This window comes from Streptomyces chartreusis, from assembly GCF_008704715.1.
Lineage (GTDB): Bacteria > Actinomycetota > Actinomycetes > Streptomycetales > Streptomycetaceae > Streptomyces > Streptomyces chartreusis.
Genome location: NZ_CP023689.1, coordinates 5,091,970 through 5,116,868, shown reverse-complemented (window position 1 = coordinate 5,116,868; position 24,899 = coordinate 5,091,970). Strand labels below are relative to the sequence as shown.

The following is a 24,899-nucleotide window of genomic DNA, read 5'->3' as shown; positions in this document are numbered from 1 at the left end:
TACCTTTCGGCCATGACGACTTCGAGCACGCCCTCGCCCCTGCCCTCGGTGACCCTGCGCGGCCGTTCCGGGGCGCTGTGGCTGGAGGGCGGGTCACTGCTGCTCGAGCAGGACGGGGTGCGAAGACGCATACCGCTGCCGGCCGTCGAGGCGGTCAGACCCGCCGAGGGCCCGCGCGGTGTGGAGGTGGTGCTGACCGCGCCCGAGGGGGCGGGAGCGACCGTGTACCGGGTCGCGCACCGGGCGGCGTCCGCGCGGGACGCCTTCGTCAGGACCGTGAACGCCGCGCTGCCCGCGCGGGAGGCGGAGGAGGACCGCCGGGACGGTGCCACGCTGGTCGAGGTGCTGCCGGGCACGGTCCGCACGGCCTGGTACCGCAAGGCGCTCGGGGACGCGGCGCTCGTGCTCGCGATCGGGGTGCCGGTCGTGGGCTGGATCGCCGGGCTGGTCACGCTGCTCGCGCACGGCGACCTGATCGGCGCGATCCTGTGGTTCTTCGGGACGAAGCCCTTGATCATCGGGCTCGTTCTGTACGGCATGGCCGCCAAGACCCTGTACGACCGGGCGATCCTGCGCCGCCGCGGTGTCTCCGTGCTCGCCGCCTTCCACCGCCACGACGGCAAGAAGCGCCTGTTCCGGTTCACCGACCTGAACGGCGTTCCGCGGGAGTGCGAGGTCGACAACGCCGCCGAACCCGTCGGCTCCGGCGCGGAGCGCTTCGAGGTCAGCTACGACCCGGAGCACCCCGAGCGGGTCGCGGCGAGGCTCCCCGTGCGCACCTGGGTGCTGCGGTCCCTGGGCGTGGGCGTGTTCGGCACGCTGTTCCTCTACACGGGCCTGTACATGGTCCCGTACCAGCTGATCCAGGTGCTGTCCTAGCCGCCGCGGACACCGGCTAGCGGATCACCACGGTCCTGGTCTCGCTGACCTGGTCGACCTCCGTGGTCCGCACGGTCACCTTCATCTCCCACTTCCCGGCGATGGGCAGGTTGAGGAAGCTGTTGCCCCAGTAGCCGCCCTTGTCGGTGAGTTCGGCGTCGACGGGGCCGATGTCCTTGGCCGGCAGCGTGAAGGAGATCCGCAGCTCGGGGACGACGGACACACCGCCGTCGGGGCCGTAGACGAGGGCCTCGATGGAGTTGTCGCCGACCCGGCCCGGGTCGATGGTGACCTGCACCTTGCCGTGGCCGCCGGGGGTGCCGACGTCGAAGGGGACGTTGGTGACGGAGGCGCCGACCACGGCCGGCGTCCCCGCCGCCGCCTCGGCCTCCGCCCGGCCGGGCAGCGTGCTGGTGAGCAGCGTGGTGACCGCCAGGACCGCCGCGCCGACGGCGACTTCGGCGAGCACGGAGCGACGCAGGGCACTGCGCTGTTCGGAACCGGCTTCCACCGGAGCGGAGGGCTCCGGTGCCGCCTCGGGGCCCGCCGGCAGCGACGGGCCGCCCACCGGCTCCGGGACCTTCTCCCGTACGGCGGCCTCCGCCTCCACGACGGTCTCCGCGGTCTCCGCGTCGACGGTCGCGAGCCGGGCCGTCCAGCGGCGGGACAGGGCCGCCGCCGCGAGCAGCAGCACCACGGCGGCGAGCTTCAGCGTCAGGAGCCTGCCGTACGTCGTGCCGGTGAGCGCGTCCCAGGAGCCGAGGCCGCGCCAGGACTGGTAGACGCCGGTGACGACCAGGACGGTCACGGATACGAACGCGACGCGGGAGAAGCGGGTGACGGCCGCCGGGGTCAGCCGCGCGCGGTACAGCGTGACGAGCAGGGCCGTGAGGCCGCCCAGCCAGACCGCCGTGGCCAGCAGATGCAGCGCCGCGGACGTCATCGCCACCGGGACCTGGATACCCGCGGAGGCGTGCTCGCCGGCCGCCCAGGTCACCGCGAGGCCGACGGCGAGCGCGGCGCCCGCCCAGCCGAAGGGCTTGCGGAGCCGGGCCAGCCGCAGCAGATAGAGGGCGGCCACGAGCAGCAGGGCGAGGCGGGCCAGCAGCACCTCGCCGGGGCGGCCGGTCAGGGTGCGGGTGACGGAGTCCGCGCTCAGGGCGCCCAGGGGGCCCTCGCCCGACTCGTACGGGGCGCGCAGCACCAGCAGGGCGAGGGTGGCGCCGAGCAGGGTCCACCAGCCGGCCCTCAGCAGCCGGTGCAGCACGGGGGCGTCCGGCGGGCGGCAGACGGCCATGAACGTCGCCGTGCCGATGAGCAGGGCGACGGCGAGGTAGGCCAGATACCGGGCGATGTTGTAGAGGCTCTTGGTCGCCGGGTCCTCGGTCGGGCCGGTGTCGAGCGTGGCCGTGGTGAGGGACGGCTTGCCGACGGAGAAGGTGAACGCGCCGGAGACCGGGTGGCTGTCGGCCGACACCACCCGCCAGGCGACGGTGTAGGTGCCCTCGGCCAGCTTCGCGGGGAGCGTGACGGTGGCCGTCTCGGCGCCGCCGCCCCGCGCGTGCTCGGGTTCGCCCGTGCGCAGCCGGCGGCCGTCCGGGTCCAGGACGCGGAAGGAGTCCTCCAGCAGACCGACGGACTCCGTGAACGTCAGGGTGATGTCGCGCGGGGCCGACTTGAGGACGCTTCCGTCCTCGGGGTCGGTGGCGCGGAGGGCGGCGTGGGCCGACGCCGGGCCCGTGCCACCGAGGAGGAACAGGACCAGCAGGGTGCCCAGCAGCACCAGCCTTTGAAGTTGTCGCCGGTCGGTGAGTCGGCCGCGCTGTCGTCGTCGGTCATCGCACCCCGCCACGTCTGTCCACATCTCCGTCGTCGGACTTGAGGCCTCGAGGGTATGTACGGACGGGAAACCCGCAACACTCACCGGCCGCCCCGCACACTTCCCGCCGCGCTCCGCCCCGACGGGCTCACCACGTCGGCCGGGCCGACACCCCTCCGTCCACCACCAGGTCGTGCCCGGTGATCCAGGACGCGAGACGCGAGGCGAGGAACACGCAGGCGTCGGCCACGTCCTCGGGCCGGCCCAGGCGTCCCGTGGGGACCGCCTGCTTCCAGCGGCGCACGCCCTCCGGCCAGGACTCCTCAAGTCCCTCGCGGTGGATCAGGCCGGGGGAGACGGTGTTGACGCGGATTCCCCAGGGGCCGTACTCCAGGGCCGCGGAGCGGGCGTGCATGCGTACCGCCGCCTTGGCGGCGCCGTAGTGGGCGTGCAGGGGTGCCGGGTGGGTGGCCTCGATGGAGGCGATGTGGGTCACCGAACCGCCGCCGTCCTGCGTACGCATGATCCCGGCGGCGGCCTGCGTGCACGCGAACACGCTCGTCAGGTTGGCGTCGACGACCGCCCGCCACTCGGCCGCCGGCATCCCCGGCAGCTCCCGCAGCGGCTGTACGCCCGCGTTGTTGACCAGCGCCGTCAGCCGCCCGCCGCCCCACTCGGCGGCCTCGCCCAGCAGCCGCCCGCACGCGTCCTCGTCCGTCAGGTCGGCCCGCAGCACCAGCGCCCGTCCGCCCGACTCCCGGACCCGGCGCGCGACTTCGTCCGCCGCGTCCACCGCCGTACGGCAGTGCAGGACGACGGCCGCACCCTCCTCGGCGAACCGCGTCGCGATCCCCCGTCCGATGCCGCCGCCCGCGCCCGTGACCAGGGCGACCTGTCCTTCCAGGAGTCCGCTCATGGGCGGCACAGTCCCGCGATCCGGTCCGCTTCGGCGGGATAGCGCGCCGTCAGGTCCGCCAGGTCGCCGTGCTCGTAGCCCTCGTAGGTGAAGCCGGGGGCCATCGTGCAGCCGAAGAAGGTCCACGAACCGCCGGCCGCCACCCGCGCGCCCATCCAGGTCCCGGCCGGGACCGTGAGCTGGATGTGCTCGCCGCGCTGTATGCCTGGGCCGAGCACGGCTGTGCGGGACGTGCCGTCGGGTGCGAGGAGCAGCATCTCCAGGGGGTCGCCCAGGTAGAAGTGCCACACCTCGTCCGACGGCAGGCGGTGCAGGGCGGAGTAGTCGTCCGTGGTGAGCAGGACGACGATCGCGGTGCCCTGCGGCCGCCCGTCGGACAGCTCGGGTCCCGCCCAGGTCCGCCGGAACAGCCCGCCCTCACGCGGGATCGGCTCCAGGCTGTAGTGCGCGACGAGTTCTTCCGGGGTCACACCCCAAAAGCTACCTCCCGGGTGAGGAAGGCGAGTTGGGCCTCCTTCGCCGGGATGTACACGTCCGGGATGTCGACCTCCGGCAGCACGACCACGGGCCCGGCCTCGAAGCCCTGCTTGAGGAACCGGGCCACGGCCTTCTCGTTGCGGACGTCCGGGTCGACGACGACGCGCCGGCGGTCCAGGGTGCCGAAGACGTAGGCCGCGACCACGCCCAGCAGTACGGAGGTCCAGCCGGGCCGCGCCCCCTCGGGACCGGCGGGGGCGAGCAGCAGGTGGACGCCGATGTCCCCGGGGAGGACCTCGTAGCACTCGCTGACCCGGTCGGCCTCCGGCTCGTAGGTCTGCAGCAGCGCGACCGGGACGTCGTCCCGCAGGATCAGGTAGGCGTGGTGCGTGTCGAGGCCGGCCATGTGGGCGTAGATCTCGGACACCTGGTCCCTGGTCAGGCCGTTCATGCCCCAGAAGGAGGCGCGCTCCGCGCCGGTCCAGCCGTGCACGACCGCGGCGTCGGCGTGCGGGTCGAGGGGGCGGACACGGACGCTGCCGAAGCCGTCGACGGCCTGCTCGTGGACGGGTCGGACGGCGGTGCCGGGGATCGTCGTGGACGGCTCAGACATCGGATTCCTTCTCGAACTCGGTGAAATCGGTGACGACGGGGACCAGATCTCCCCGTACCCACAGCGGGAGTTGGTCGCGGTGGTGGGGCGAGCCGGGGATGCCCCAGGCGCCGAGCGGCACCAGCCAGCTGCCGGCCTCACGGTCGGCCAGGTCCCAGACGTAGCGGGCGGCGGGCCCGCGCGCGGCCAGGTCGGTGATTCCGGGCACGGCGGAGGTGCACAGCACGCAGTCGTGGTCGCCGGAGAGACGGGGTTCGTCGTAGGCGGTGTCGGTCAGCGCCCGCCAGGGGGCGAGGCGGTGGGTGTCGCCCCAGCCACCGGAGGGCGGCTCGGCGGCCACCTCCTCGACGGCTTCCCGGACGGCCTCGGCGCGGTCGATGCCGTACAACTCCTCGGCGCGCAGCAGGTGTTCGAGGGCGAAGCCGACGCGCGGGAGGAGGGCCAGCCAGGGCAGCAGGACCTCGGGGTAGGCGGGCGCGGCGGCCAGCGCGGCGAACGCCGGGTGCGCGGCGAGCCGCCGTACGACGGCACTGCGCACCGCCGCGTACAGGGCCGCGCCCTCGCTGTCCGCGTCCATGCGGCGGTCCCAGTCCAGCAGGGCCCGGCGGATCCGCTCCGCGTCGGGGCCGAGGGTGCCGAGGGTGCGCAGCAGGTCCAGCAGGGCTTCCGCCGAGGCCAGCCGGGTGTCCATGTGGATGGCCGGCATGTCGGCGGCCGACCAGCGCTCCTTCTCCCCCAGCAGGGCCGTGATGCGGTCGGCGCGATGGGATGCGGCGAACTCCACGCCCAGGGGTGCGGCGAGACCGCGCTGGTTGGCCATGGCGGCGACGCCGTCGGTGAGCCCGCCGCGCGGCGTCTCGTGCCAGCCGTCCCAGTCGTGGCCGGGCTCCCAGGCGGGCACCGGCCCGATGCCGTTGGCCGCGGAGCGCACCGGCACCTTCCCGGCGACGCGGTGCAGCAGCCCGCCCTCGGTGTCGGCGGCCTGGACGACGTTGACGGGCTCCGCCCACAGGTCGACGGCCCGGTCGACGTCGGCGACCCGGCGGGCCCGCAGCAGCGGGAGCAGTGCGCCGAAGCCGAGGTCGCCGGTGACGCGGGGCGGGTAGCGCAGGGCCATGGCGAGGGGCGGGGCGTCGTCGGAGACCCCACTGGGGAAACCTTCCTGCACCTCTCCCTGCAACCCTTCCGGCAGGCCCTCCTCCAGATGCTCCTGTGAGCCGTCGGGCAGCCCTTCCGGCCCTCCGATCACCACCGGCCCCCGAGCCGTCTCGATCACCTCGATCTCGACCGGGTCCTCCCCCGCGACCTCCACGACCTCCGTGTGCCGCACCGCACGGCGCCACACCCCGTCCGGGTCCAGCGCCTCGATGCCCGCCCCAGTGCGCCGCAGCCGCTCCCGGTACAGGTCCTGGTAGTCCGCCATGGCGTTGGTGATGGCCCAGGCGACCGTGCCGGTGTGGCCGAAGTGGGCGATGCCGGGGATGCCGGGGACCGCGAGGCCGATGACGTCGAACTCGGGGCAGGAGAGATGGATCTGCTGGTAGACGCCGGGGTCCTCGATGAAGCGGTGCGGGTCGCCGGCGATGATCGCGTGCCCGGTGACGGTCCGTTCGCCGCTCACCAGCCAGCCGTTGCTGCCCGAGGTGCCCGGCCCGTCGGCGGCGAACAGCCCGACCGCGTCCGCGCCGAGGTGGCGTACGACCTGCTCGCGCCAGAGCTTGGCCGGGAAGCCCGCGAACAGGATGTGGATGCCGAGCCAGACGCCGAGCGGGGTCCAGGGCTCCCAACGCCCGGGAGCCAGGCCCGTCTTCGCGAACTCGGTTGTGCGGCGGGCGCCTTCGTCCAGTCCCTCGTTGACCCCGTCGACGTACGCCCGCACCCACCCCGCCGTCTCCGGGTCCCGTCTCTCCAGTTCGGCGAAACAGCGTCTCGCCGTGTCGTCGAGGCGGGCCCGTCTGACGAACCGGTCCCAGGGCAGGGCCTCGGCACCGAGGAAGGAGGCGGAGGTGCCCCGCGCCCGGTGCCGTTCGACCTCCAGCTGCCAGGCCCGGTCGAGGGCGGTGACACGGCCCTGCGCCCGGGCGAGTTCACTCGCCCCGTCGGCCCGGAGATGCGGAATGCCCCAGGCATCGCGGAAGATCTCGCCGGTCACCTGTGCCCCTCCTTTGCTTTAGGTTAGGCTTCCCTAAGTTATTGGTGCGGGAATCGTACGCGAAGGGTGAAGAGCTCATGGGGCAGGGGCACGGCTGGGAGGGCGCGGTCCTGAAGCTGCTGCGCGCGAAGGACTTCGTGTTCACGGTGACGGGCGCGGAGGACGTCACCGAGCACTACCGCCGCGTGCACCTCACGGACGGCGGCATGCTGGCGGCGACCGGCGTCCACCCCACCATGTGGGTCCGGCTGTGGTTCGACAACGCGGGCAAGCCCCATCAGCGCGCCTACACCCTCGTCGACCCGGACCCCGGGGCCGGCACCTTCAGCCTGGAGTTCGCCCTGCACGAGGGCGTCGCCAGCGACTGGGCGCGCACGGCGAAGCCCGGCGACACCATCGAGGCGACCATCCACGGCACCGGCTTCACCCAACCCGAACCGGCCCCCTCCCATGTCTTCGCCATCGCCGACACGGCCTCCCTGCCGGCCCTCAACTCCCTGCTCGACACCCTCGACGCGGCCCCGGCCACGGTGTGGTTCGAGGGCGAGCGCGACGGCCTGCCCTTCCGCGCGGAGGAGTCCCGCCACGACGTACGGACCCTGCCGCGGCGCGACTCGGGGGCCCACCTGGTCGCCCAGGTGAAGGAGAACCTGCCCGGCCTGCTCGCCGACACGCCGGATCCGTACGTCTGGATCGCCTGCGACACGGCGACCACCCGCGCCCTCACCTCCTACGTCCGCAAGGAGCTCGGTCTGCCCAAGCAGCGGGTGAACGCGCTGGGGTACTGGCGCCCCTGATCCCGGCACGGGCGCACCCCCCTTGATGCGCCCGTGCCGGACCGGCATCCCCGCGCGCGTCCGGGCGGCGCGCGCGGCATCATCGGGGGCATGGACGTCACCCTGCATCTCGCCCAGGACCCCGAGGCCGACGAACTCCTCGGCCGCAGCGCGCTCGCCGCGCTCGTCGGCATGCTGCTGGACCAGCAGGTTCCGATGGAGTGGGCGTTCAAGGGGCCCCGCACGATCGCGGACCGGCTCGGCGCCGACGACCTGGACGCGCACGACATCGCCGCCCAGGACCCGGACGCCTTCGTGGCCCTGCTGTCCGAGAAGCCGGCCGTGCACCGCTACCCGGGCTCCATGGCCAAGCGGATCCAGCAGCTGTGCCAGTACCTCGTCGAGCGCTACGACGGCGACGCCGAGCTCGTCTGGAAGGGCGTCGACGACGGGCGCGAGCTGCTGCGCCGGCTGGAGGACCTGCCCGGGTTCGGCAAGCAGAAGGCCCAGATCTTCCTGGCGTTGCTGGGCAAGCAGCTGGGCGTCCACCCCAAGGGCTGGCAGGAGGCCGCGGGCGCCTACGGCGAGTCGGAGTCCTTCCGCTCCGTCGCCGACATCACCGGCCCCGAGTCACTGACCAAGGTGCGCGCACACAAACAGGAGATGAAGGCGGCGGCCAAGGCGGCGAAGACAGCCCGCAAGTAGCGTCCCCACGGGGGCGGGTACCGGCGCCGGCCGACCGGCCGAGCCCCTGATGGCGGGCGCCGCGGCTCCGTGCCCAGCGGCGACCCCCGCGCGGGTGGGCGTCGGCGTCAGCCGGCCGGCCCGCCCCGAGCGCTGCGGGCCCATCCCCAGCGGCGACCCCCGCACGGGCGCGCGCCGGCATTAACCGATCGGCCGCCCCGAGCGGTGCGGCCGCGTTCCCGGCGGCGTCCCGGCACGAGCGGGCACCTGCATCAGCCGACTGGCCCGTCCCGAATGGCGGGCCGTGGTGTCTCGTTCTCAGCATGGAGCATGACCGAGGCGCCGGGCGGCTCCCCTTGGGGCCGGGACTACGACGACCGCCGGGTCCACGCCGGCCATCCGGCCGGACCTCCGGGCCCCGTTGCCCCGCACGAGCCCGAGCCGCCCTTCGAAGGCCCGCTGCACGCCCTGTCCCGCGCCGCCTGGCAGGTCGTCCTGGTCACCGGCGTCGCCTCCCTGGTCCTGGGCGTCTTCGTCCTGGTGTGGCCGGACGCCTCGCTGCGGGTCGCCGGGATCCTCTTCGGCCTCTACCTCCTGATCAGCGGCGTCTTCCAACTGGTCGCCGCCTTCGGCACCCACCGCACGACCTCGCTGCGCGTGCTGGCCTTCGTCAGCGGCACGGTGTCGGTCCTGCTCGGCCTGTTCTGCTTCCGGGGCGCGATGCAGTCGATCCTGCTGCTGGCGCTGTGGATCGGGATCGGCTGGCTCTTCCGCGGCGTCACCCAGGCCCTGGCCGCCGCGTCCGACAGCTCGGTGCCGGCCCGCGGCTGGCAGATCCTCCTCGGCGTCGCCACCTTCCTCGCCGGCGTCGTGCTGATCGTCTCGCCGGTCGAGTCCGTCACGGTGCTGATGGTGCTGGGCGGATGCTGGCTGGTGACGGTCGGCCTGGTCGAGCTGGTCACCGCGCTGCGGCTGCGGAAAATGGCCGGCCGGGTGCCGCGCGAACTGTGACACGCACAGTGATCCCCACCCCTGCCCCGTACGCCGTGCGGGCGGTTCTCCCGCCGAACGGGATGAACGCCGTACGGCCCCGGGGGAGATGACCTTCCGTGAGTACCGCACGATGCCGCTCGCGCAGCCGCACCTGGCTGCGGGTCCTCGTGCTGCTGCTCGCGCTCCTGGTACCGGGCGCACACGCGCAGGCGCACGCCCTGCCCCCGGTGGCGGCTGCCGCCGAGATCGCCGAGCAGGACGTCCTCGACACGGCCCTGCGGCCCGTGGCCCGCGCCGAGCGGCGCACCTCCGTACGGCAGCGACCGGGTCCGCCCCCGGGGCCGGCCACCGGCACCCCGGCGAGCGCCCGGCGCTGCGCGCCGCCCCGGCCGCCGTACGTCCCGCACGTCCTGCGCACCGTGGTCCTGCGCTGCTGACAGACCTCGCGAAGAGGTCAATCGGTACGACGCGAGGAGCACAGTCATGCCCACCGACCACTACGCGGTCCTGCGCGCCCTGCTGCGCGCCGAAGCCGCACGCAACACGCCGAAACCGTCGGCGAAGAAGGACAAGCCGCAGCTCCCCCGGAAGGACCGGGAGCGCGGCTGACGCGGCCGCGGCGGAGGCGGACTTCTCCGGGTCACCGCCTCCGCCGCGCCGCACTTCGACCGGCCGGACCCGCCCGGATCTACCGCCTGCGGCGGGCCGTGCCGAAGACCGATCGGGTGATCTCCCGCCCGATCTGCGTGCCGACCGACCGAGCCAGGGACTTGAACATGCCGCTCCCGACGACCTGCTCGACGACGGAGGGCTGCTCCTTCTGCTGCCGGGCCCTGTGCTCACCGGCCCCGCCGACCGCCTCGCGGATCTCGTCCGGGCCCTTGCCCCCACGGATCTCGTCGGGCCCCTTGCCCCCGCGCGAGGCCTGGAGCCTCTCGTACGCCGACTCTCTGTCCACAGCCTGTGCATACCGCCCGTACAGCGCGGACGACGTCACCGCCCGCTCCAGCTCGGCTGCGTCCAGCGGACCCATGAGCGACTCCGGGGCCCGCAGCCGGGTCGCGGCGACCGGTGTCGGGGCGCCCTTCTCGCTGAGGACCGTCACCACGGCCTCGCCGGTGCCGAGGCCGGTCAGGAGTTCCTCCAGGTCGTACGACGAGTTGGGGAACGTCTTGACCGTGGCCTTCAGCGCCTTCTGATCGTCCGGCGTGAAGGCGCGCAGCGCGTGCTGGATCCGGTTGCCGAGCTGGCCGAGCACGTCGGCGGGCACGTCCTTCGGCGTCTGCGTCACGAAGAAGACGCCGACCCCTTTCGAGCGAATCAGCCGCACGGTCCGCGTGATCGCGTCCAGGAACGCCTCGGACGCGTCGTCGAACAGCAGATGCGCCTCGTCGAAGAAGAACACCAGCTTCGGCCGGTCGGCGTCCCCGACCTCGGGCAGATCGTGGAAGAGGTCGGCCAGCAGCCACATCAGGAACGTCGAGAACAGCTGCGGCCTGTCCTGCACGGCGGCCAGTTCGAGCACCGACACCACGCCCCGCCCGTCCTGCGCGATCCGCAGGAGCTCGCCCGTGTCGAACTCCGGCTCCCCGAAGAAGTCGGCCATGCCCTGCGCCTCGAAGGCGGTGAGGGAGCGCAGGATCACCCCGGCGGTGGCGGTCGACAGCCCTCCGATGCCCTTCAGCTCGCCCTTGCCCTCGTCCGAGGTCAGGAAGGCGACGACGGCCCTGAGGTCCTTGAGGTCGACCAGATCAAGGCCCTTGGTGTCGGCGTAGTGGAAGATCAGCCCGAGGGACTGCTCCTGGGTCGGGTTCAGCCGCAGGACCTTGGAGAGCAGCACCGGACCGAAACTGGTGATCGTGGCCCGCACGGGGATGCCGCGGCCGATGCCGCCCAGGGCGTAGAACTCGGCGGGACACCCCTTCGCCGCCCACCGCTGCTGGACCTCGGCGGCCCGCGCGCCGACCTTGTCGCCCGGCTGCCCCGGCGCCGCGACCCCGGAGAGATCGCCCTTCACGTCCGCCAGGAACACCGGCACACCCTGCGCCGACAGCTGCTCGGCGATCAGCTGGAGCGTCTTGGTCTTGCCGGTGCCGGTGGCGCCCGCGACCAGGCCGTGCCGGTTGAGCATGGGCAACGGCACCCGGACCTGCGCGTCGGGCAGACAGCCGCCCTCCCAGAGCAGGGCACCCAGGTGCAGGGCGGGCCCGGTGAAGGCGTAGCCGGCGGCGATCTCCAGGGCCTCCCGCGGCAGGGCGGCGGCACGTGCCGACACCTCGGGAGCGGCGGCCCGCGGCGCGGTCCCGGCCCCCGTCCCGGCCTTGGGCGTGCTCTTGCGGTCGCTCATGTCAGCCCTCCGCGCGCTCCCCGCCCTCGGACGGGCGGCCGGCTCCGGTCCGGCACGACGTCCGGCCGCGATCCGGCACTGTGTTCGACCCGCCCCGGTCGCCACCTCGGCTTCCGTACGGGCCCGTTCCGGCTTCCGATCCGGCCGTCATTCCCGCGACCTTTGCCGTTTCATCCCGGTTTGCCACATCTTTTCCAGCGTCGCACTACGGCGCCATGGCTGCGCCCGGAACGTCTTGACCGGTAGGCTTTCCGTGTGATCTTCAAGCGCATCGGAAACGGCCGGCCGTACCCCGACCACGGCCGGGAAAGCACCCGGCAGTGGGCGGACGTCGCGCCGCGCCCGGTCCGCCTCGATCAGCTCGTGACGACCAAGGGTCAGCTCGATCTGGAAACCCTGCTGGCCGAGGACTCGACGTTCTACGGCGACCTCTTCGCGCACGTCGTGAAGTGGCAGGGCGACCTGTATCTGGAGGACGGCCTGCACCGCGCGGTGCGCGCGGCGCTCCAGCAGCGCCAGGTGCTGCACGCGAGAGTCCTGGAACTGGACTGACCCCGGGCTGACACGCCCGGGCGTCCCCCGTTGCCCCTTTCGGGTAGGTCCGTGCGCCGTCGAATGATCATCTAGTAGGCATTGCCGCCCGGGCGCACTACGCTGCGCCCATGAGCATGCTGACTCCCCCTGGCATGGGCGGCCAGTACCGCATCAAGGGGGACAAGTACCCACGGCTGCGGCGCCGTCGTCGGCGCGGCAGGTTCGTCGTGCTCGCCGTCGTCTCCGTCACCGCGCTCGGCGTCGCCGGCTGGGGCACGCTCCAGCTCGTCGACGTCTTCACGGGCGGCGGCGGAGAGGCATCGGCGGCCGGCCCCAAGTCCGACTGCGGGACCAGGGCGACGCCCTCGCCCGAGGCGACCGCGCCGCTGCCGAAGCCGGCCGGCATCACCGTCAACGTGCTCAACGCCACGACCCGCAGCGGGCTCGCCAAGCAGACGGCCGACGAGCTGAAGAAGCGCGGGTTCAAGATCGGCGACGTGGGCAACGCGACGAAGGACTACGACAAGAAGGTGAAGGGCACCGGGCTGCTGCTCGGCCCGGCCGCCTCCCTGAACACCTCGCTGCCGGTCCTGGCCACCCAGCTGACCACGGCCGAACGCCGCACCGACGCCACTCGCAAGGGTGCGACCGTCGACCTGATCATCGGTGACCGCTTCAAGGAACTCACGAAGAAGCCGGACGCCGAGAAGGCCCTGACGGCCCTGTCCAACCCGAAGCCGACGCCCTCGGCTTCGAAGAAGGGCTGCTAGCAGAGCCCCGAAAGGGGCTCCCGCCCGCTACTCGGCCGCCCCGTAGAGACGGTCTCCCGCGTCACCCAGCCCCGGCACGATGTACCCGTGCTCATTGAGGTGGTCGTCGACGGCGGCCGTCACCACGGTCACCGGCGTCCCCGCCAGCTCCCGCTCCATCAGCTCCACACCCTCGGGCGCGGCGAGCAGCACCACCGCGGTCACGTCGTCCGCGCCGCGCTTGATGAGCTCCTGGATCGCCGCGACCAGCGTGCCGCCGGTGGCCAGCATCGGGTCCAGGACGTACACCTGGCGCCCGGAGAGGTCCTCCGGCATGCGCGTGGCGTACGTGGAGGCCTGGAGGGTCTCCTCGTCGCGCACCATGCCCATGAAGCCCACCTCGGCGGTCGGCAGCAGCCGGACCATGCCGTCCAGCATGCCGAGCCCGGCGCGCAGGATCGGCACGACCAGCGGTCGCGGGTAGGACAGCTTGACGCCGGTGGTGGCGGTGACCGGGGTCGTGATGTCGACCGCTTCGGTACGCACGTCCCGCGTGGCCTCGTAGGCGAGCAGGGTGACCAGCTCGTCGGCCAGCCGACGGAAGGTCGCGGAGTCGGTGCGCTGGTCGCGCAGCGTGGTGAGCTTGTGGGCGACCAGAGGGTGGTCGACGACGTGGAGACGCATGTCCACAACATTAACCGGGCCGGGTATGCCCGGCGCCCCCGCACGCGGCAAGCCACGGGCCGCGGCATCACCCGTGCGCTGGCATCAAACCGCCCATCCGAGGGAAAGTGGGAGGGACGTAGCGGGGGTGGTGAGCCGATGCCTGATCCTGAATCCCCGGAGCGTCCCACGCAGGACGCGCCGGACGAGAGCGACGCCGCGCGCCGGCGGCGCCGGGCCCAGTTCCTGCGGGAACTCGCCGAGGCCCGGGAACTGCGGGACCGCGTACAGCCGCGCCGCGCCAAGGCGGCCCGTCTGCGGCACGCCCTGCGCATGCGCACGTTCCGCTGGTAGGGCGAGTCGCACGGGAAGATCGGCTGGTCTGCGCCTGGTTGGGCGGTGGGCGTGCGTGGACACCCCGGAAAAGCCGCGTACGATCCGCACGTGGCGGCAACGAGTGCGCTGGTGGGTCCATCGCGGACATGCTCGCGGAACCCCTCGGGCCTACGCGATCGAAACTGCCGGACACAGGGAGCCGAAGACGTCCCCTGAACGCCTAGTTTCTGCCACGATTCCGAGTGGGTGGGGCTCGGTCCCGAAGCCGCCCCACCTCGACCTCCGCCGGGGGGACCCCCAACCGGCACGCCTATGACCAGTGGGAGAGTCACGGTGTACTTCGCCGCACTGCTCGCGCGCACCGAAGACGGGTGGGAAGCGAGCGACACAGAGCTCGACGATGTTGAGACCTTGTCGGATCTGGCCGACCTGGCCCGTGAAGCCTCTCCCGAGGACGACACGGTGCTGGTGCTGATCGAGCAGGAGGACGCCTGGTTCGGCGTCGTCCGCATCGACGGCGAGGACGACCCCCGTATCTACGTCTCGGACGCCGCAGCAGCCGCCCGCAGCAGTTACGGCGAGATCCTGCTCACCGACGAACTGCTCGGAAGGGAGCCCGGCGACGACGACGCCGACCTCGACTCCCTGGACCTCGACGGCACGGAGGAGCCCGACGGCGACTCCGAGGACGACGAGGACGGCAGCGGCGCCGACGCGGTGCCGCACAGCCCCGTCGGCGACAGCGAGATCCTCGACGACCTCGGCGTCGGCGAGAAGGAGCTGAAGTCCCTGGACGCCGAGGACGCCCTCAGCACGATCGCCGAGGCGCTGGGCGCCTCGGAGGTCCTGGAGACCGTCCGCTGACCTCGTTCGACCCCGTACGCGACCGCTGGCGGGCGGCGATGCAGCTCGCCCTGGACGAGGCCGAACAGGCAGTCCGGGGCGGGGACGTCCCCGTCGGCGCCGTCCTGCTGTCCGCAGACGGCACCACCGTGCTGGGCGCCGGCCACAACGAACGCGAGGCGACCGGCGATCCGACCGCCCACGCCGAGGTGCTGGCGATCCGCAGGGCAGCGGCGGAACTCGGCGAGTGGCGGCTGACCGGCTGCACGCTCGTGGTCACGCTGGAGCCCTGCACGATGTGCGCCGGCGCGATCGTGCAGTCCCGGGTGGACCGGGTCGTCTACGGGGCCCGGGACGAGAAGGCGGGCGCGGCCGGCTCCCTCTGGGACGTCGTACGCGACCGCAGACTCAACCACCGGCCCGAGGTGATCGAGGGCGTGCTCGCCGAGGAGTGCGCCCGCCGGCTCACGGACTTCTTCCGGAGCCGCTGAGCCGCTTCCGGCGTACGAATACCGATTTCAGAGCATGGCCCGGCGTGCTGTAAGGTCTCCCTCGGTAGCGTGTCCGAGCGGCCGAAGGAGCTCGCCTCGAAAGCGAGTGTGGCGCAAGTCACCGAGGGTTCAAATCCCTCCGCTACCGCTGAAGAGGGGCCCCGTCCAATGGACGGGGCCCTTCGTGCTGTTGATCTCCGGAGAGGGGCGAAGGTTACACTCACCGCCGGTAACCCGAGGCTCTTTCGGCTCTTTCGACTCAATCGGCACGGCAGGCATGGCAGGCACACCAGCCACAGGGGAGGCCGCGATGGCGGTGAATTCGAAGAAGATCGCCGTCTACGTGCTCGCGGTCTTCGCGCTCTACGTGATCATCACCGACCCGGCCAAGGCGGCGGACTACGTCCAGGTAGGGTTCGAGGGCATTTCGGACGCCGCGAAGGCCATCGGCGACTTCATGACCTGGATCGCCAACGGAGGAGACTCATGATCCGCCACCTCGTCCTGTTCAAGCTGAACGAGGGTGTCGAGCGCGACGACCCCCGGGTCGTGGCGGGCGTCGAGGCCTTCCGCTCGCTGGAGGGCAAGATCCCCGAGCTGCGCCACTGGGAGCTGGGCTGGAACTTCAGCGACCGCCCCATCGCCTACGACTTCGCCATCAACTCCGCCTTCGAGGACACGGCCGCCCTGCGCGTCTACGCCGAGCACCCCGAGCACCAGGCGGGCGTCGCCCTGTGGCGGGAGTTCGCCACCTGGGTGATCGCCGACTACGAATTCTGAGCCGCGCCACACCTCTCCCGAGCCGCGCCGCCCCTCTGTCCACCCGGAGCCCTCCGCCGTAACGGCGGGGGGTTTCGCGTGTCTTGCGCATCCTGCCATTCTCAACACGGGATTATGCGGTACTTGAACACAATGAACTGTCTTGTGATGCTATGACCGCTTTTGACGGATGAGTTGATGGATCACGAGGTGGAGTTGACCGTGCCGGCCAGTACTGCGCCTCAAGCCCCGACCCAGGAGGACACGCCCGCGTCCCCGCCGCCCCGCAGCAGGGGTGCGGACACCCGGGCACTCACCCAGGTCCTCTTCGGGGAGCTCAAGGAGCTGACGCCGGGCACGCCGGAGCACAACCGCGTGCGCGGGGCGCTCATCGAGGCGAACCTCCCGCTCGTGCGCTACGCGGCCGCCCGCTTCCGCTCCCGCAACGAGCCGATGGAGGACGTGATCCAGGTCGGCACGATCGGGCTCATCAACGCCATCGACCGCTTCGACCCGGACCGGGGCGTGCAGTTCCCGACGTTCGCGATGCCGACCGTCGTCGGCGAGATCAAGCGGTACTTCCGGGACAACGTCCGCACGGTCCACGTACCGCGCCGGCTGCACGAGCTGTGGGTTCAGGTCAACAGCGCGACCGAGGACCTCACCACGAGCTTCGGGCGCACCCCCACGACCGCCGAGATCGCCGAGCGGCTGCGCATCACCGAGGACGAGGTGCTGTCCTGCATCGAGGCCGGACGGTCGTACCACGCCACCTCGTTGGAGGCCGCCCAGGAGGGCGACGGGCTGCCCGGACTGCTGGACCGGCTCGGCTACGAGGACCCGGCCCTGGACGGCGTGGAGCACCGGGACCTCGTACGGCATCTACTGGTGCAACTCCCCGAGCGCGAGCAGAGAATCCTTCTTCTGCGGTACTACAGCAACCTCACCCAGTCGCAAATCAGTGCGGAACTCGGGGTGTCCCAGATGCACGTATCGAGGCTACTCGCGCGTAGCTTCCAGCGGCTGCGTTCGGCTAACCGGATCGACGCGTAACCGTATAGAGGATCGATCGGTCACCGTCGCGGCTGAATCGCTCACCAGGGCGGATCCCGACAGTTCTGGCCCGAAATACCGTCAGACCCCCTTTATCCAGGGCGGATTCAAGTCTCACATGTCGACATGTCACTACAGCGTGTTGCCGACATGTGACATTCTTCGGGAAGCGCGTTTGCCGTGGCTTCGGCTCCGGTATTCAGGTGAAGGCCGGCGTTCCTCGATCGGAGCGTTCGCCACGACCGTCCCGCGACCCAAAGGGGGTGGCATGTCCGCAGACCAGGGCAGCTCGAAGGTGCTCACGCTCACGAAGAGCGAGTCCGCGCCCGACGCCGCGCTCGACGATGTACCGGCCTTGGAGGCCCTTCCGGCCGCCGATCTCCCAGCCGCTCCGGCTGCTGATCTGCCGGCCGTTCCGGCCACGGCGGACATCGACACCCGCACCCTGTCCCGCTCCCTGTTCCTGCGGCTCGCCGCACTGGACGAGAACAGCCCCGAACGTGCGTACGTCCGGGACACGCTGATCGAGCTGAACCTCCCGCTCGTGCGCTACGCGGCGGCCCGCTTCCGCTCGCGCAACGAGCCGATGGAGGACATCGTCCAGGTCGGCACCATCGGCCTGATCAAGGCGATCGACCGCTTCGACTGCGAACGGGGCGTGGAGTTCCCGACGTTCGCGATGCCGACCGTGGTCGGCGAGATCAAGCGGTTCTTCCGCGACACGTCCTGGTCGGTGCGGGTGCCCAGGCGGCTCCAGGAGCTGCGCCTGGCACTCACCAAGGCCAGCGACGAGCTCTCCCAGAAGCTCGACCGCTCCCCGACGGTCACCGAACTGGCCACCGTGCTGGGCGTGTCCGAGGAGGACGTCGTCGACGGCCTCGCGGTCGGCAACGCCTACACGGCCTCCTCGCTGGACTCCCCGGCCCCGGAGGACGACGGCGGCGAGGGCTCGCTCGCGGACCGGCTCGGCTACGAGGACACCGCCCTGGAGGGCGTCGAGTACCGCGAGTCCCTCAAGCCGCTGCTGGCCAAGCTGCCGCCCCGTGAGCGGCGGATCATCATGCTGCGCTTCTTCGCCAACATGACCCAGTCGCAGATCGGCGAGGAGGTCGGCATCTCCCAGATGCACGTCTCCCGGCTGCTGACCCGGACCCTGGCTCAGCTGCGCGAGGGGCTCATCTCCGACTGACCCCTTCATATTTGACGGAGCGTCAGCCACCATGGCCCGATGCTTCGGCGGATTTGGACGACCTCGACACATGGCCGTCGGTGCGCCCTGATCGGCGCGTCGGCGGCCGTCGTCTGTCTCGGCGGGACGCTGGCCGCGTGCGGAGGCGGCGGGGGCGACGACGGGTACGTCGCCACGGGAGCGGCGGGAGGCCCGCCCCGCGTCTCGGGTACGGCGGCCGCGCCGACGGGCGAGGTGACGCTGGTGCCGCTCGACGGACCGGAGAGCGTCGGCGCCTCGGACAGCGGCACGGGCGGGAGCGGCAGTGATGGGGCCGGGTCCGGCAACTCCCCCGGCTCGGAGGGGAGTCAGGGGCCGACATCGGCCGCGGGGACCGGACCGGAAGGGGCGGACGGTCCCGCCGGTCCCCCGAGCGGCACCCGGGGCCCCGCGGACACACCGGCCGGCTCGGCCACCACGCCCGGCGGTTCATCCGGCGGTTCGTCCGGGAGCTCGGGCGGCGGCCCGGCGTCCTCGGCGCCGCCCTCGCCCGCGAAGCTGGCCGTGAGCGACCCGGTGCGGAAGCCCGCGGACAAGCGGTGGTGCGAGAAGGTGACGCTCGACCTGCGCAACTCGGGCGGCACGCCCGTGCGTTCGGGCACCGTGACCTTCGGCACCCACATCATCGGCGCGCTCGGCATCGACTGGGCGACGATCGAGTCGTCGGAGGAGCTCCCGGCGCCGATCGGGGCCGGGGAGCGCAAGGAGAAGACCTGGACGGTGTGCGTCGACGCCTGGCGCGTGCCGCTCGGCATGCACATCGAGACGCAGGACGTCTCCGTCCAGTGGAGGTGAACCGGCGCCGGCGGGAGCCGGCGGCGACTACTTGAGCGCCAGCCAGGCCACCGCCGCGACGATCACGACCGCGGCGACGACGCCGATGATCATGCCGATGCGCGGACCGGAAGAAGCCTGCTGCTGCCGACCGCCCTGCGGGCCCTCGTCGACGAACGCGCGGAACATCTGGGTGCTGCCTGCGGGGTCGTGGTTGCCCTGGGGGCCCTGGGTGTTAGCCATGGCCTGAGACCCTAGCGAATCCGCCCGTGCGGCCCAAGTGGGGGCCCGACCCCTGCACAGGGGGCCACAGAACCCGCCCCACCTGCACATTTACGGTCGCAATACTTGCCTTTGCCAAGTTTTTGTATCGCACCACCCTCATTTATTTGCCTGTAGCAACCAAACGCTTCTATGGTTGCCCTAAGCAACAACCGACGGAGGTGTGATGGCCGAGCAGGCGCAGTACGAGGAGCTGGTCCGTCAGTTCAGCGCCTTCGGCGCCGTGAAGAGGGAGATGGGACGGATCCTGCCGTCCGACTGCCCGTCCGGCTCCGCCGCCGTACTGACGTTGCTGAGCCGCCACGGGGACATGCGCATGAGCAAGCTCGCCGAGCTGCTGGCCGTGGACATGTCGGTCACCAGCCGCCATGTCGCCCATGTGGCCGAGCGCGGCTGGATCGAGCGCTCCCCCGACCCGGCGGACAAGCGCAGCCGCATTCTGCGCCTCACCCCGGCGGGCGAGGACCGCGTCCGGGAGATGTCCCGGCTGACCACCGAGCTGCTCGCCGAGCGGCTGAGCGACTGGACCGACGAGGAGGTCGCCCAGCTCACCGGGCTGATGACCCGCCTGCGGGCCAGCTTCGACGACTGCCGTTCCGCGCACCGGCCGCCGGCACCCCCCGACCGACCCGAACACCCCACCCGTACACCCGCGATCACCCAGTAGGAAAAGGAACCCCATGGCAACGACCACACCAGCCGGTGTGCGGGCGCACGCCAAGCACTCAGGAGCGCCGGCCGGCGCTCCGATGTCGCACCGGCAGATCATGGAAGCGCTGACCGGGCTGCTGCTCGGCATGTTCGTCGCGATCCTGTCGTCGACGATCGTCTCCAACGCTCTGCCCGACATCATCAAGGACCTCGGCGGCGGCCAGAGCGCCTACACCTGGGTGGTCACCGCGTCGCTGCTGGCGATGACCGCGTCCACACCCCTGTGGGGCAAGCTCGCCGACCTGTTCTCCAAGAAGCTGCTCATACAGCTGGCCCTGGTCGTCTTCGTGGCCGGCTCCGCGCTGGCCGGTCTGTCGCAGAACCCGGCCATGCTCATCACGTTCCGCGCGGTGCAGGGCATCGGCATGGGCGGTCTGTCCTCGCTGGCTCAGATCATCCTGGCGGCGATGATCTCCCCGCGTGAGCGCGGCCGCTACAACGGCTACCTCGGCGCCACCTTCGCCACCGCGATGGTCGGCGGCCCGCTGATCGGCGGCGTCATCACCGACACCGACTGGCTCGGCTGGCGCTGGTGCTTCTACGTCGGCGTGCCCTTCGCGGTCATCGCCCTGATCGTGCTCCAGCGCACCCTGCACCTGCCCGTGGTCAAGCGGAAGGTCAAGGTCGACTGGGCCGGCGCCTTCTTCATCACCGCCGCGGTCTGCCTGCTGCTGGTCTGGGTGACCTTCGCCGGTGACAAGTACGACTGGCTGTCCTGGCAGACCGGCGCGATGACCGGTGGCGCGCTCGCGCTGCTGCTGATCTTCGTCTTCGTGGAGACGAAGGCCAGCGAGCCGATCGTCCCGCTGCGCCTGTTCCGCAACCGCACCATCACGCTGGCCTCGCTGGCCTCCCTGTTCGTCGGCATCGCGATGTTCGCGGGCACGATCTTCTTCAGCCAGTACTTCCAGCTGGCGCGCAACGAGTCGCCGACCATGTCCGGCGTGCTGACCATCCCGATGATCGTCGGCCTGTTCATCTCCTCGACCGTCTCCGGCCAGGTCATCACCCGCACCGGCCGCTGGAAGGCCTGGCTGCTGGCCGGCGGTGTGCTGGTCACGGCGGGCCTCGGGCTGCTCGGCACGATCCGCTACGACACCGAGTACTGGCACGTCGCGATCTTCATGGCCCTGCTGGGTCTCGGCGTCGGCATGATGATGCAGAACCTGGTCCTCGCCACGCAGAACCAGGTCGCCCCGAGCGACCTGGGTGCCGCGAGCTCGGTCGTGAACTTCTTCCGCTCCCTCGGCGGCGCCATGGGCGTCTCCGCGCTGGGCGCGGTCCTCAGCCACCGGATCACCCACTACGCCGAGGAGGGCCTCACCAAGCTCGGCGTGCAGGGCTCCTCCGGCCACGGTGAGATCCCCGACCTCGACTCGCTGCCCGGCCCGGTGCGCACGGTCATCGAGAGCGCGTACGGCCACGGCGTCGCCGACGTCTTCCTGTACGCCGCGCCGATCGCCTTCCTCGCCCTCCTGTTCGCCCTGTTCATCAAGGAGGTCCCGTTGAAGACCAAGGGCGCCATGGCGCAGGCCGCCGAAGCCGACAGCCCGGAACCGGCCGAGACCCCGGCGGCGGCACCGGCCGCGGCCGAGGAGCGGGTGCCGAGCTGGGCCGTCGCCGCCTCGGAGACCGAGACCGGCCCCGAGGGCACCCAGCGGCTCGCCGCCGTCGCCACGGTGGCCCGTGCCGAGGAGACCGGCGGCGCGCCGTCCGGCGGTGTCCCGGTCCGCGGCTTCGTGCGGGGCGCCGAGAGCGCGCCCGTGCCGCAGGCGGCGGTCACGCTGATCTCGCTGGCCGGCCGGCAGCTGGGCCGCTCGGTCGCGCAGGCCGACGGTTCCTACGCGGTCGACGCGCCGGGCGCGGGATCGTACGTCCTGATCGCCTCCGCCGACGGCTTCCAGCCGCAGGCCTCCACGATCGTCGTGGGCGGTGCCGAGCCGGTGGCCTACGACATCCTGCTCAGCGGCACCAGCGGCCTGAGCGGCGTCGTGCGCACCTCGCAGAGCGCGCTGCCGGTGAAGGACGCGATGGTGATCGTGACCGATGTGCGCGGGGACCTGCTGGCCACCGCCGCCACCGGTGAGCAGGGCGAGTTCAGCTTCGCCGAGCTGGTGCCGGGTGCCGTGACCGTCGCGGTGAACGCCGCCGGCTACCGGCCGCGCGCCCTGCCCGTCGAGGTCGGCGGCACCGGGGTCACCCGGATCGAGGTCGACCTGGAGGCCGGCGCGCAGGTCCAGGGTGTCGTACGGGCACCGCACGGACCGCTGGCCGACGCCCGCGTGACCCTGGTCGACGCGGCGGGCAACGTCGTGGGCACCGCCACCACCGGGACGGACGGGGCGTACGCCTTCACCGACCTGGACGGCGGCGAGTACACGGTCATCGCGACGGGCTACCCGCCGGTGGCGACCGCCCTGACGCTGACCGGCCCCGGCACCGACGACCACGACATCGAACTCGCCCATCCCGGCGAGTAGTTCGACTCCGGCCCGTGGCGGGCGGCGCGCTCTGAGCGGAGGTGCGTCGCCCGCCGCGGGCCGGTTCTTCTTGAGACCTTCTGAGGAGTACGTGAGATGGGACTGACCGCGAGGATCCGTACCCGGGACGGGTGGGCCGTGTCGCACGCGGTCGTCACGGTGACGGACATGACCGGGACGCAGGTGCTGCGTCTGGAGGCGGACGCGGAGGGGGCCGTACGGGACGCGGATCCGCTGGCCCCTGGGGCGCACACCGTCATCGTCACCGCGGTCGGCTACGCGCCCGCCGCCGCGAGCGCGATCGTCACCGCGAGCGGCCGCGCCGAGGTCGGCACGGTGACCCTGGCCCGCCAGGGCGGCACGGAGCTGCCGCCGCCGGGACCGTGGACCGTCGACCCGGCGCACTCCAGCGTGGCCGCCGTGGCCCAGCACCTGGGCATCTCCAGCGTGCACGGCCGGTTCACGCGGTTCTCCGGCGCCATCGAGATCGCGCCGGACGACATCGCCAAGTCCCGTGTGGAGGCGGTCATCCGGGCCGACTCGATCGACACGGGCAACGGCATGCGCGACGGGCATCTGAAGTCGCCGGACTTCCTGGACGTCGAGAAGTACCCCGAGATCACCTACCGGTCGACGGGCCTGACGGCCGCCGCGGGCACCGACCGCTGGACCGTGCACGGCGAGCTGACCATGCACGGTGTCCTGCGGCCGGTCGACCTCGACCTCGCCTACCTCGGCACGGGCGCCGACCCGTGGGGCGGGACGCGGGCCGCGTTCCGCGCGACGACGGAACTGCACCGGGACGACTTCGCCATGAACTACAACCAGGTCGTGCAGGCGGGCATCGCCGCCATCGGCACGACGCTGAAGGTGGAGCTGGACATCCAGGCGGTGCAGGGGGAGACACTGCCGCAAGCGTGACCACGGCAGGGTCAGGCAGAACGGACCCGTCGGCCCCTAGGCTGCGTTCCATGGCACCGAACATCGCGACCAACACCCGCGTCTCGCTCGAAGAGTTGCTCGACTTCGTACGACCCCGGCATCGCGCCGTCCTGCTGACCCGGCGGGCGGACGGCAGCCCGCAGGCCTCTCCGCTGACCTGCGGGGTCGACGACTCGGGGCGGATCGTGATGTCCACGTATCCGGAGCGGGCCAAGACGCGGAACGCGAAGCGGGACGAGCGGGTCAGCGTCCTTGTGATCAGCGACGAGTGGAACGGGCCGTGGGTGCAGGTCGACGGGACCGCGGAGGTCATCGACTCGCCGGAGTCGGTGGAGCCGCTCGTGGAGTACTACCGGAACATCGCCGGGGAGCACCCCGACTGGGACGAGTACCGGGCGGCGATGCTGAAGCAGGGGAAGTCGATCATTCGGGTCACGCCGGAGAAGTGGGGGCCGGTGGCCACGGGTGGGTTTCCCGCGCGGCTGGTTGAGGGCGCCTAGGGGGTAGGGGGTGTGGGTCGTCGTGCGGGTGCGGGTCCGTGGTGGCTGGTCGCGCAGTTCCCCGCGCCCCTAAAGGGCGCTCTCGCGCCCTAGGGGTGTCGCTCGCCGCCGGTCTTTTCGACCATCGCTTCGATGCCCGCCACCAAGAGGTCCAGGGCGAACTCGAAGTCGCGTTCCCACATTTCCTCGACCGTGTCGCCGCCCCGGGCCTCCATGAGTTCCGCGGACTCCTGGACGATGTCGGCGGCCTCCGGGGACTGCGACACGTTGCTCATGGCGTGGTGGAAGTAGTCGTCCGGGGTCATGCCGAACGCCGTGCTGCGGGCGATGAAATGGCCCTCGATCGTGCCGAAGCCGTACACGAACTGGAAGACCGCGGAGATGGCGGCGACCAGGCCGTGCGCGGGCAGGCCGGTCCTGCGGACGATGCGCTGCACCAGCCGGGAGAAGGCGAGGCTGTTCGGGCCGATGTTGACGTACGTGCCGATCAGCGGCGACAGCCACGGGTGGCGCACCAGCAGGCCGCGGTAGGCGCGGGCCAGCGTGCGCAGTTGCTCCCGCCAGTCCTCGTCGGTCTCGGCGTCGGGCAGGTCGAGTTCACCGAAGGCGGCGTCGAGGGCGAGTTCGAGGAGGTCGTCCTTGGTGTCGACGTACCAGTAGACGGACATCGCGGTCACGTTCAGCTCGGCCGCAAGCCGGCGCATGGAGAACTTCGCCAGCCCCTCGGCGTCCAGCAGCCGTACGGTCGCCTCGGTGATCCGGTCCCGGTCGAGCCCGGAGGGCTGCCCACCGCGCCCTCCGCGACGCTCCTTGCCCTCCAGCCACACACTGGTCCGAGCGGACTCCCGGGCTGCCCTGGCCATCGCGCACCTTCCTAGACATTCGATCGGCGGTCACC

The 24,899-nt window shown here is 71.9% G+C and carries 29 protein-coding genes and 1 tRNA gene; 21 read left to right on the top strand and 9 right to left on the bottom strand.

The window, feature by feature from the left end:
- The first annotated feature begins 12 nt into the window (after positions 1-12).
- Positions 13-879 (top strand): hypothetical protein, encoded by an 867-nt coding sequence (locus CP983_RS22310; RefSeq protein WP_150501348.1) that lies wholly within the window; start codon positions 13-15, stop codon positions 877-879.
- Positions 880-895: 16 nt separating this feature from the next.
- On the opposite strand, the gene CP983_RS22305 is transcribed toward CP983_RS22310, so the two are convergent.
- From CP983_RS22305 to CP983_RS22285, 5 genes are all read right to left on the bottom strand, one after another.
- Positions 896-2,662, bottom strand: coding sequence for a copper resistance CopC/CopD family protein (locus tag CP983_RS22305; RefSeq protein ID WP_150501346.1), 1,767 nt, complete (start codon positions 2,660-2,662; stop codon positions 896-898).
- Between the two features lie 184 nt (positions 2,663-2,846).
- On the bottom strand, positions 2,847-3,614 hold the full coding sequence (locus CP983_RS22300; protein WP_150501344.1) for an SDR family NAD(P)-dependent oxidoreductase: 768 nt from the start codon (positions 3,612-3,614) through the stop codon (positions 2,847-2,849).
- On the bottom strand, positions 3,611-4,084 hold the full coding sequence (locus CP983_RS22295) for a cupin domain-containing protein (protein ID WP_107905093.1): 474 nt from the start codon (positions 4,082-4,084) through the stop codon (positions 3,611-3,613). Before CP983_RS22295 ends, CP983_RS22300 begins: the two co-directional genes overlap by 4 nt.
- Positions 4,081-4,704: a GNAT family N-acetyltransferase gene (locus tag CP983_RS22290; protein ID WP_150501342.1), complete on the bottom strand. Its 624-nt coding sequence runs from the start codon at positions 4,702-4,704 to the stop codon at positions 4,081-4,083. The genes CP983_RS22295 and CP983_RS22290 overlap by 4 nt, the downstream gene beginning before the upstream one ends.
- Complete coding sequence (locus CP983_RS22285) at positions 4,697-6,856, bottom strand: penicillin acylase family protein (protein WP_150501340.1); 2,160 nt, start codon at positions 6,854-6,856, stop codon at positions 4,697-4,699. The genes CP983_RS22290 and CP983_RS22285 overlap by 8 nt, the downstream gene beginning before the upstream one ends.
- Before the next feature lie 77 nt (positions 6,857-6,933).
- On the opposite strand from CP983_RS22285, the gene CP983_RS22280 reads away from it, so the two are divergent.
- From CP983_RS22280 to CP983_RS44970, 5 genes are all read left to right on the top strand, one after another.
- Positions 6,934-7,653: a siderophore-interacting protein gene (locus tag CP983_RS22280; RefSeq protein ID WP_107905088.1), complete on the top strand. Its 720-nt coding sequence runs from the start codon at positions 6,934-6,936 to the stop codon at positions 7,651-7,653.
- A gap of 90 nt (positions 7,654-7,743) precedes the next feature.
- Positions 7,744-8,337, top strand: a complete 594-nt coding sequence (locus CP983_RS22275) for an HhH-GPD-type base excision DNA repair protein (protein ID WP_107905342.1) — start codon at positions 7,744-7,746, stop codon at positions 8,335-8,337.
- A gap of 309 nt (positions 8,338-8,646) precedes the next feature.
- Positions 8,647-9,327, top strand: a complete 681-nt coding sequence (locus tag CP983_RS22270; protein ID WP_150501338.1) for an HdeD family acid-resistance protein — start codon at positions 8,647-8,649, stop codon at positions 9,325-9,327.
- 98 nt (positions 9,328-9,425) lie between these two features.
- Positions 9,426-9,746, top strand: a complete 321-nt coding sequence (locus tag CP983_RS22265; RefSeq protein ID WP_229915003.1) for a hypothetical protein — start codon at positions 9,426-9,428, stop codon at positions 9,744-9,746.
- 46 nt (positions 9,747-9,792) lie between these two features.
- The gene (locus tag CP983_RS44970) at positions 9,793-9,918 is read left to right on the top strand and encodes a hypothetical protein (RefSeq protein ID WP_255345793.1); all 126 of its coding nucleotides are present in this window, start codon (positions 9,793-9,795) and stop codon (positions 9,916-9,918) included.
- 79 nt (positions 9,919-9,997) lie between these two features.
- Here the strand turns inward: CP983_RS44970 and CP983_RS22260 are convergent, their stop codons facing one another.
- Positions 9,998-11,656, bottom strand: coding sequence for a helicase HerA-like domain-containing protein (locus tag CP983_RS22260; RefSeq protein WP_150501336.1), 1,659 nt, complete (start codon positions 11,654-11,656; stop codon positions 9,998-10,000).
- Positions 11,657-11,911: 255 nt separating this feature from the next.
- On the opposite strand from CP983_RS22260, the gene CP983_RS22255 reads away from it, so the two are divergent.
- Positions 11,912-12,208, top strand: coding sequence for a type II toxin-antitoxin system VapB family antitoxin (locus CP983_RS22255; RefSeq protein WP_003999914.1), 297 nt, complete (start codon positions 11,912-11,914; stop codon positions 12,206-12,208).
- Positions 12,209-12,342: 134 nt separating this feature from the next.
- On the top strand, positions 12,343-12,960 hold the full coding sequence (locus tag CP983_RS22250) for a LytR C-terminal domain-containing protein (RefSeq protein ID WP_150506800.1): 618 nt from the start codon (positions 12,343-12,345) through the stop codon (positions 12,958-12,960).
- A 27-nt stretch (positions 12,961-12,987) separates the two neighbouring features.
- On the opposite strand, the gene upp is transcribed toward CP983_RS22250, so the two are convergent.
- Positions 12,988-13,623, bottom strand: a complete 636-nt coding sequence (upp, locus tag CP983_RS22245; protein WP_107905080.1) for a uracil phosphoribosyltransferase — start codon at positions 13,621-13,623, stop codon at positions 12,988-12,990.
- Between the two features lie 138 nt (positions 13,624-13,761).
- On the opposite strand from upp, the gene CP983_RS22240 reads away from it, so the two are divergent.
- The 9 genes from CP983_RS22240 (at position 13,762) to CP983_RS22200 (ending at position 19,107) form a co-directional block, all read left to right on the top strand.
- Positions 13,762-13,956: a hypothetical protein gene (locus CP983_RS22240; RefSeq protein ID WP_030952803.1), complete on the top strand. Its 195-nt coding sequence runs from the start codon at positions 13,762-13,764 to the stop codon at positions 13,954-13,956.
- Positions 13,957-14,271: 315 nt separating this feature from the next.
- Positions 14,272-14,802 (top strand): tRNA adenosine deaminase-associated protein, encoded by a 531-nt coding sequence (locus CP983_RS22235; protein ID WP_107905078.1) that lies wholly within the window; start codon positions 14,272-14,274, stop codon positions 14,800-14,802.
- A gap of 38 nt (positions 14,803-14,840) precedes the next feature.
- Entirely contained in the window at positions 14,841-15,272 is a 432-nt protein-coding gene (gene tadA, locus CP983_RS22230) for a tRNA adenosine(34) deaminase TadA (protein ID WP_107905076.1), read from the top strand.
- Between the two features lie 63 nt (positions 15,273-15,335).
- Positions 15,336-15,420: transfer RNA gene (locus CP983_RS22225), tRNA-Ser, on the top strand.
- Between the two features lie 162 nt (positions 15,421-15,582).
- Positions 15,583-15,762 carry a hypothetical protein gene (locus tag CP983_RS22220; RefSeq protein WP_030952809.1) on the top strand — a complete coding sequence of 60 codons (180 nt, stop codon included), beginning with the start codon at positions 15,583-15,585 and terminating at the stop codon, positions 15,760-15,762.
- Positions 15,759-16,052, top strand: a complete 294-nt coding sequence (locus tag CP983_RS22215) for a Dabb family protein (RefSeq protein WP_030952811.1) — start codon at positions 15,759-15,761, stop codon at positions 16,050-16,052. The genes CP983_RS22220 and CP983_RS22215 overlap by 4 nt, the downstream gene beginning before the upstream one ends.
- Before the next feature lie 177 nt (positions 16,053-16,229).
- Positions 16,230-17,084, top strand: coding sequence for an RNA polymerase sigma factor SigF (locus CP983_RS22210; RefSeq protein WP_030952812.1), 855 nt, complete (start codon positions 16,230-16,232; stop codon positions 17,082-17,084).
- 268 nt (positions 17,085-17,352) lie between these two features.
- A complete protein-coding gene (locus CP983_RS22205) occupies positions 17,353-18,273 on the top strand; it encodes an RNA polymerase sigma factor SigF (RefSeq protein ID WP_107905069.1) in 921 nt (306 codons plus the stop codon).
- Positions 18,274-18,312: 39 nt separating this feature from the next.
- Positions 18,313-19,107, top strand: coding sequence for a hypothetical protein (locus tag CP983_RS22200; protein ID WP_150501334.1), 795 nt, complete (start codon positions 18,313-18,315; stop codon positions 19,105-19,107).
- A 27-nt stretch (positions 19,108-19,134) separates the two neighbouring features.
- On the opposite strand, the gene CP983_RS22195 is transcribed toward CP983_RS22200, so the two are convergent.
- On the bottom strand, positions 19,135-19,329 hold the full coding sequence (locus CP983_RS22195; protein WP_093746569.1) for a hypothetical protein: 195 nt from the start codon (positions 19,327-19,329) through the stop codon (positions 19,135-19,137).
- Positions 19,330-19,534: 205 nt separating this feature from the next.
- On the opposite strand from CP983_RS22195, the gene CP983_RS22190 reads away from it, so the two are divergent.
- From CP983_RS22190 to CP983_RS22175, 4 genes are all read left to right on the top strand, one after another.
- On the top strand, positions 19,535-20,035 hold the full coding sequence (locus tag CP983_RS22190) for a MarR family winged helix-turn-helix transcriptional regulator (RefSeq protein ID WP_107905064.1): 501 nt from the start codon (positions 19,535-19,537) through the stop codon (positions 20,033-20,035).
- A gap of 82 nt (positions 20,036-20,117) precedes the next feature.
- Complete coding sequence (locus CP983_RS22185; RefSeq protein WP_167537893.1) at positions 20,118-22,559, top strand: MFS transporter; 2,442 nt, start codon at positions 20,118-20,120, stop codon at positions 22,557-22,559.
- A gap of 96 nt (positions 22,560-22,655) precedes the next feature.
- Positions 22,656-23,480 carry a YceI family protein gene (locus CP983_RS22180; RefSeq protein WP_150501330.1) on the top strand — a complete coding sequence of 275 codons (825 nt, stop codon included), beginning with the start codon at positions 22,656-22,658 and terminating at the stop codon, positions 23,478-23,480.
- Positions 23,481-23,530: 50 nt separating this feature from the next.
- The gene (locus CP983_RS22175) at positions 23,531-24,001 is read left to right on the top strand and encodes a PPOX class F420-dependent oxidoreductase (protein ID WP_107905058.1); all 471 of its coding nucleotides are present in this window, start codon (positions 23,531-23,533) and stop codon (positions 23,999-24,001) included.
- A gap of 89 nt (positions 24,002-24,090) precedes the next feature.
- Here the strand turns inward: CP983_RS22175 and CP983_RS22170 are convergent, their stop codons facing one another.
- The gene (locus CP983_RS22170; RefSeq protein ID WP_150501328.1) at positions 24,091-24,864 is read right to left on the bottom strand and encodes a TetR/AcrR family transcriptional regulator; all 774 of its coding nucleotides are present in this window, start codon (positions 24,862-24,864) and stop codon (positions 24,091-24,093) included.
- Positions 24,865-24,899: the final 35 nt, after the last annotated feature.

What these genes read in the sequence shown, in the direction of transcription:
- CP983_RS22195 (WP_093746569.1), bottom strand. Translation starts at nt 19,329, where the DNA reads ATGGCTAACACCCAGGGCCCCCAGGGCAACCACGACCCCGCAGGCAGC.
- CP983_RS22210 (WP_030952812.1), top strand. Translation starts at nt 16,230, where the DNA reads ATGGATCACGAGGTGGAGTTGACCGTGCCGGCCAGTACTGCGCCTCAA.
- CP983_RS22270 (WP_150501338.1), top strand. Translation starts at nt 8,647, where the DNA reads ATGACCGAGGCGCCGGGCGGCTCCCCTTGGGGCCGGGACTACGACGAC.
- CP983_RS22175 (WP_107905058.1), top strand. Translation starts at nt 23,531, where the DNA reads ATGGCACCGAACATCGCGACCAACACCCGCGTCTCGCTCGAAGAGTTG.
- CP983_RS22240 (WP_030952803.1), top strand. Translation starts at nt 13,762, where the DNA reads ATGCCTGATCCTGAATCCCCGGAGCGTCCCACGCAGGACGCGCCGGAC.
- CP983_RS22215 (WP_030952811.1), top strand. Translation starts at nt 15,759, where the DNA reads ATGATCCGCCACCTCGTCCTGTTCAAGCTGAACGAGGGTGTCGAGCGC.
- CP983_RS22220 (WP_030952809.1), top strand. Translation starts at nt 15,583, where the DNA reads ATGGCGGTGAATTCGAAGAAGATCGCCGTCTACGTGCTCGCGGTCTTC.
- CP983_RS22200 (WP_150501334.1), top strand. Translation starts at nt 18,313, where the DNA reads ATGCTTCGGCGGATTTGGACGACCTCGACACATGGCCGTCGGTGCGCC.
- CP983_RS22290 (WP_150501342.1), bottom strand. Translation starts at nt 4,704, where the DNA reads ATGTCTGAGCCGTCCACGACGATCCCCGGCACCGCCGTCCGACCCGTC.
- CP983_RS22190 (WP_107905064.1), top strand. Translation starts at nt 19,535, where the DNA reads ATGGCCGAGCAGGCGCAGTACGAGGAGCTGGTCCGTCAGTTCAGCGCC.
- CP983_RS22250 (WP_150506800.1), top strand. Translation starts at nt 12,343, where the DNA reads ATGGGCGGCCAGTACCGCATCAAGGGGGACAAGTACCCACGGCTGCGG.
- upp (WP_107905080.1), bottom strand. Translation starts at nt 13,623, where the DNA reads ATGCGTCTCCACGTCGTCGACCACCCTCTGGTCGCCCACAAGCTCACC.
- CP983_RS22205 (WP_107905069.1), top strand. Translation starts at nt 17,353, where the DNA reads ATGTCCGCAGACCAGGGCAGCTCGAAGGTGCTCACGCTCACGAAGAGC.
- CP983_RS22185 (WP_167537893.1), top strand. Translation starts at nt 20,118, where the DNA reads ATGTCGCACCGGCAGATCATGGAAGCGCTGACCGGGCTGCTGCTCGGC.
- CP983_RS22310 (WP_150501348.1), top strand. Translation starts at nt 13, where the DNA reads ATGACGACTTCGAGCACGCCCTCGCCCCTGCCCTCGGTGACCCTGCGC.
- tadA (WP_107905076.1), top strand. Translation starts at nt 14,841, where the DNA reads ATGCAGCTCGCCCTGGACGAGGCCGAACAGGCAGTCCGGGGCGGGGAC.
- CP983_RS22275 (WP_107905342.1), top strand. Translation starts at nt 7,744, where the DNA reads ATGGACGTCACCCTGCATCTCGCCCAGGACCCCGAGGCCGACGAACTC.
- CP983_RS44970 (WP_255345793.1), top strand. Translation starts at nt 9,793, where the DNA reads ATGCCCACCGACCACTACGCGGTCCTGCGCGCCCTGCTGCGCGCCGAA.
- CP983_RS22170 (WP_150501328.1), bottom strand. Translation starts at nt 24,864, where the DNA reads ATGGCCAGGGCAGCCCGGGAGTCCGCTCGGACCAGTGTGTGGCTGGAG.
- CP983_RS22180 (WP_150501330.1), top strand. Translation starts at nt 22,656, where the DNA reads ATGGGACTGACCGCGAGGATCCGTACCCGGGACGGGTGGGCCGTGTCG.
- CP983_RS22280 (WP_107905088.1), top strand. Translation starts at nt 6,934, where the DNA reads ATGGGGCAGGGGCACGGCTGGGAGGGCGCGGTCCTGAAGCTGCTGCGC.
- CP983_RS22300 (WP_150501344.1), bottom strand. Translation starts at nt 3,614, where the DNA reads ATGAGCGGACTCCTGGAAGGACAGGTCGCCCTGGTCACGGGCGCGGGC.
- CP983_RS22260 (WP_150501336.1), bottom strand. Translation starts at nt 11,656, where the DNA reads ATGAGCGACCGCAAGAGCACGCCCAAGGCCGGGACGGGGGCCGGGACC.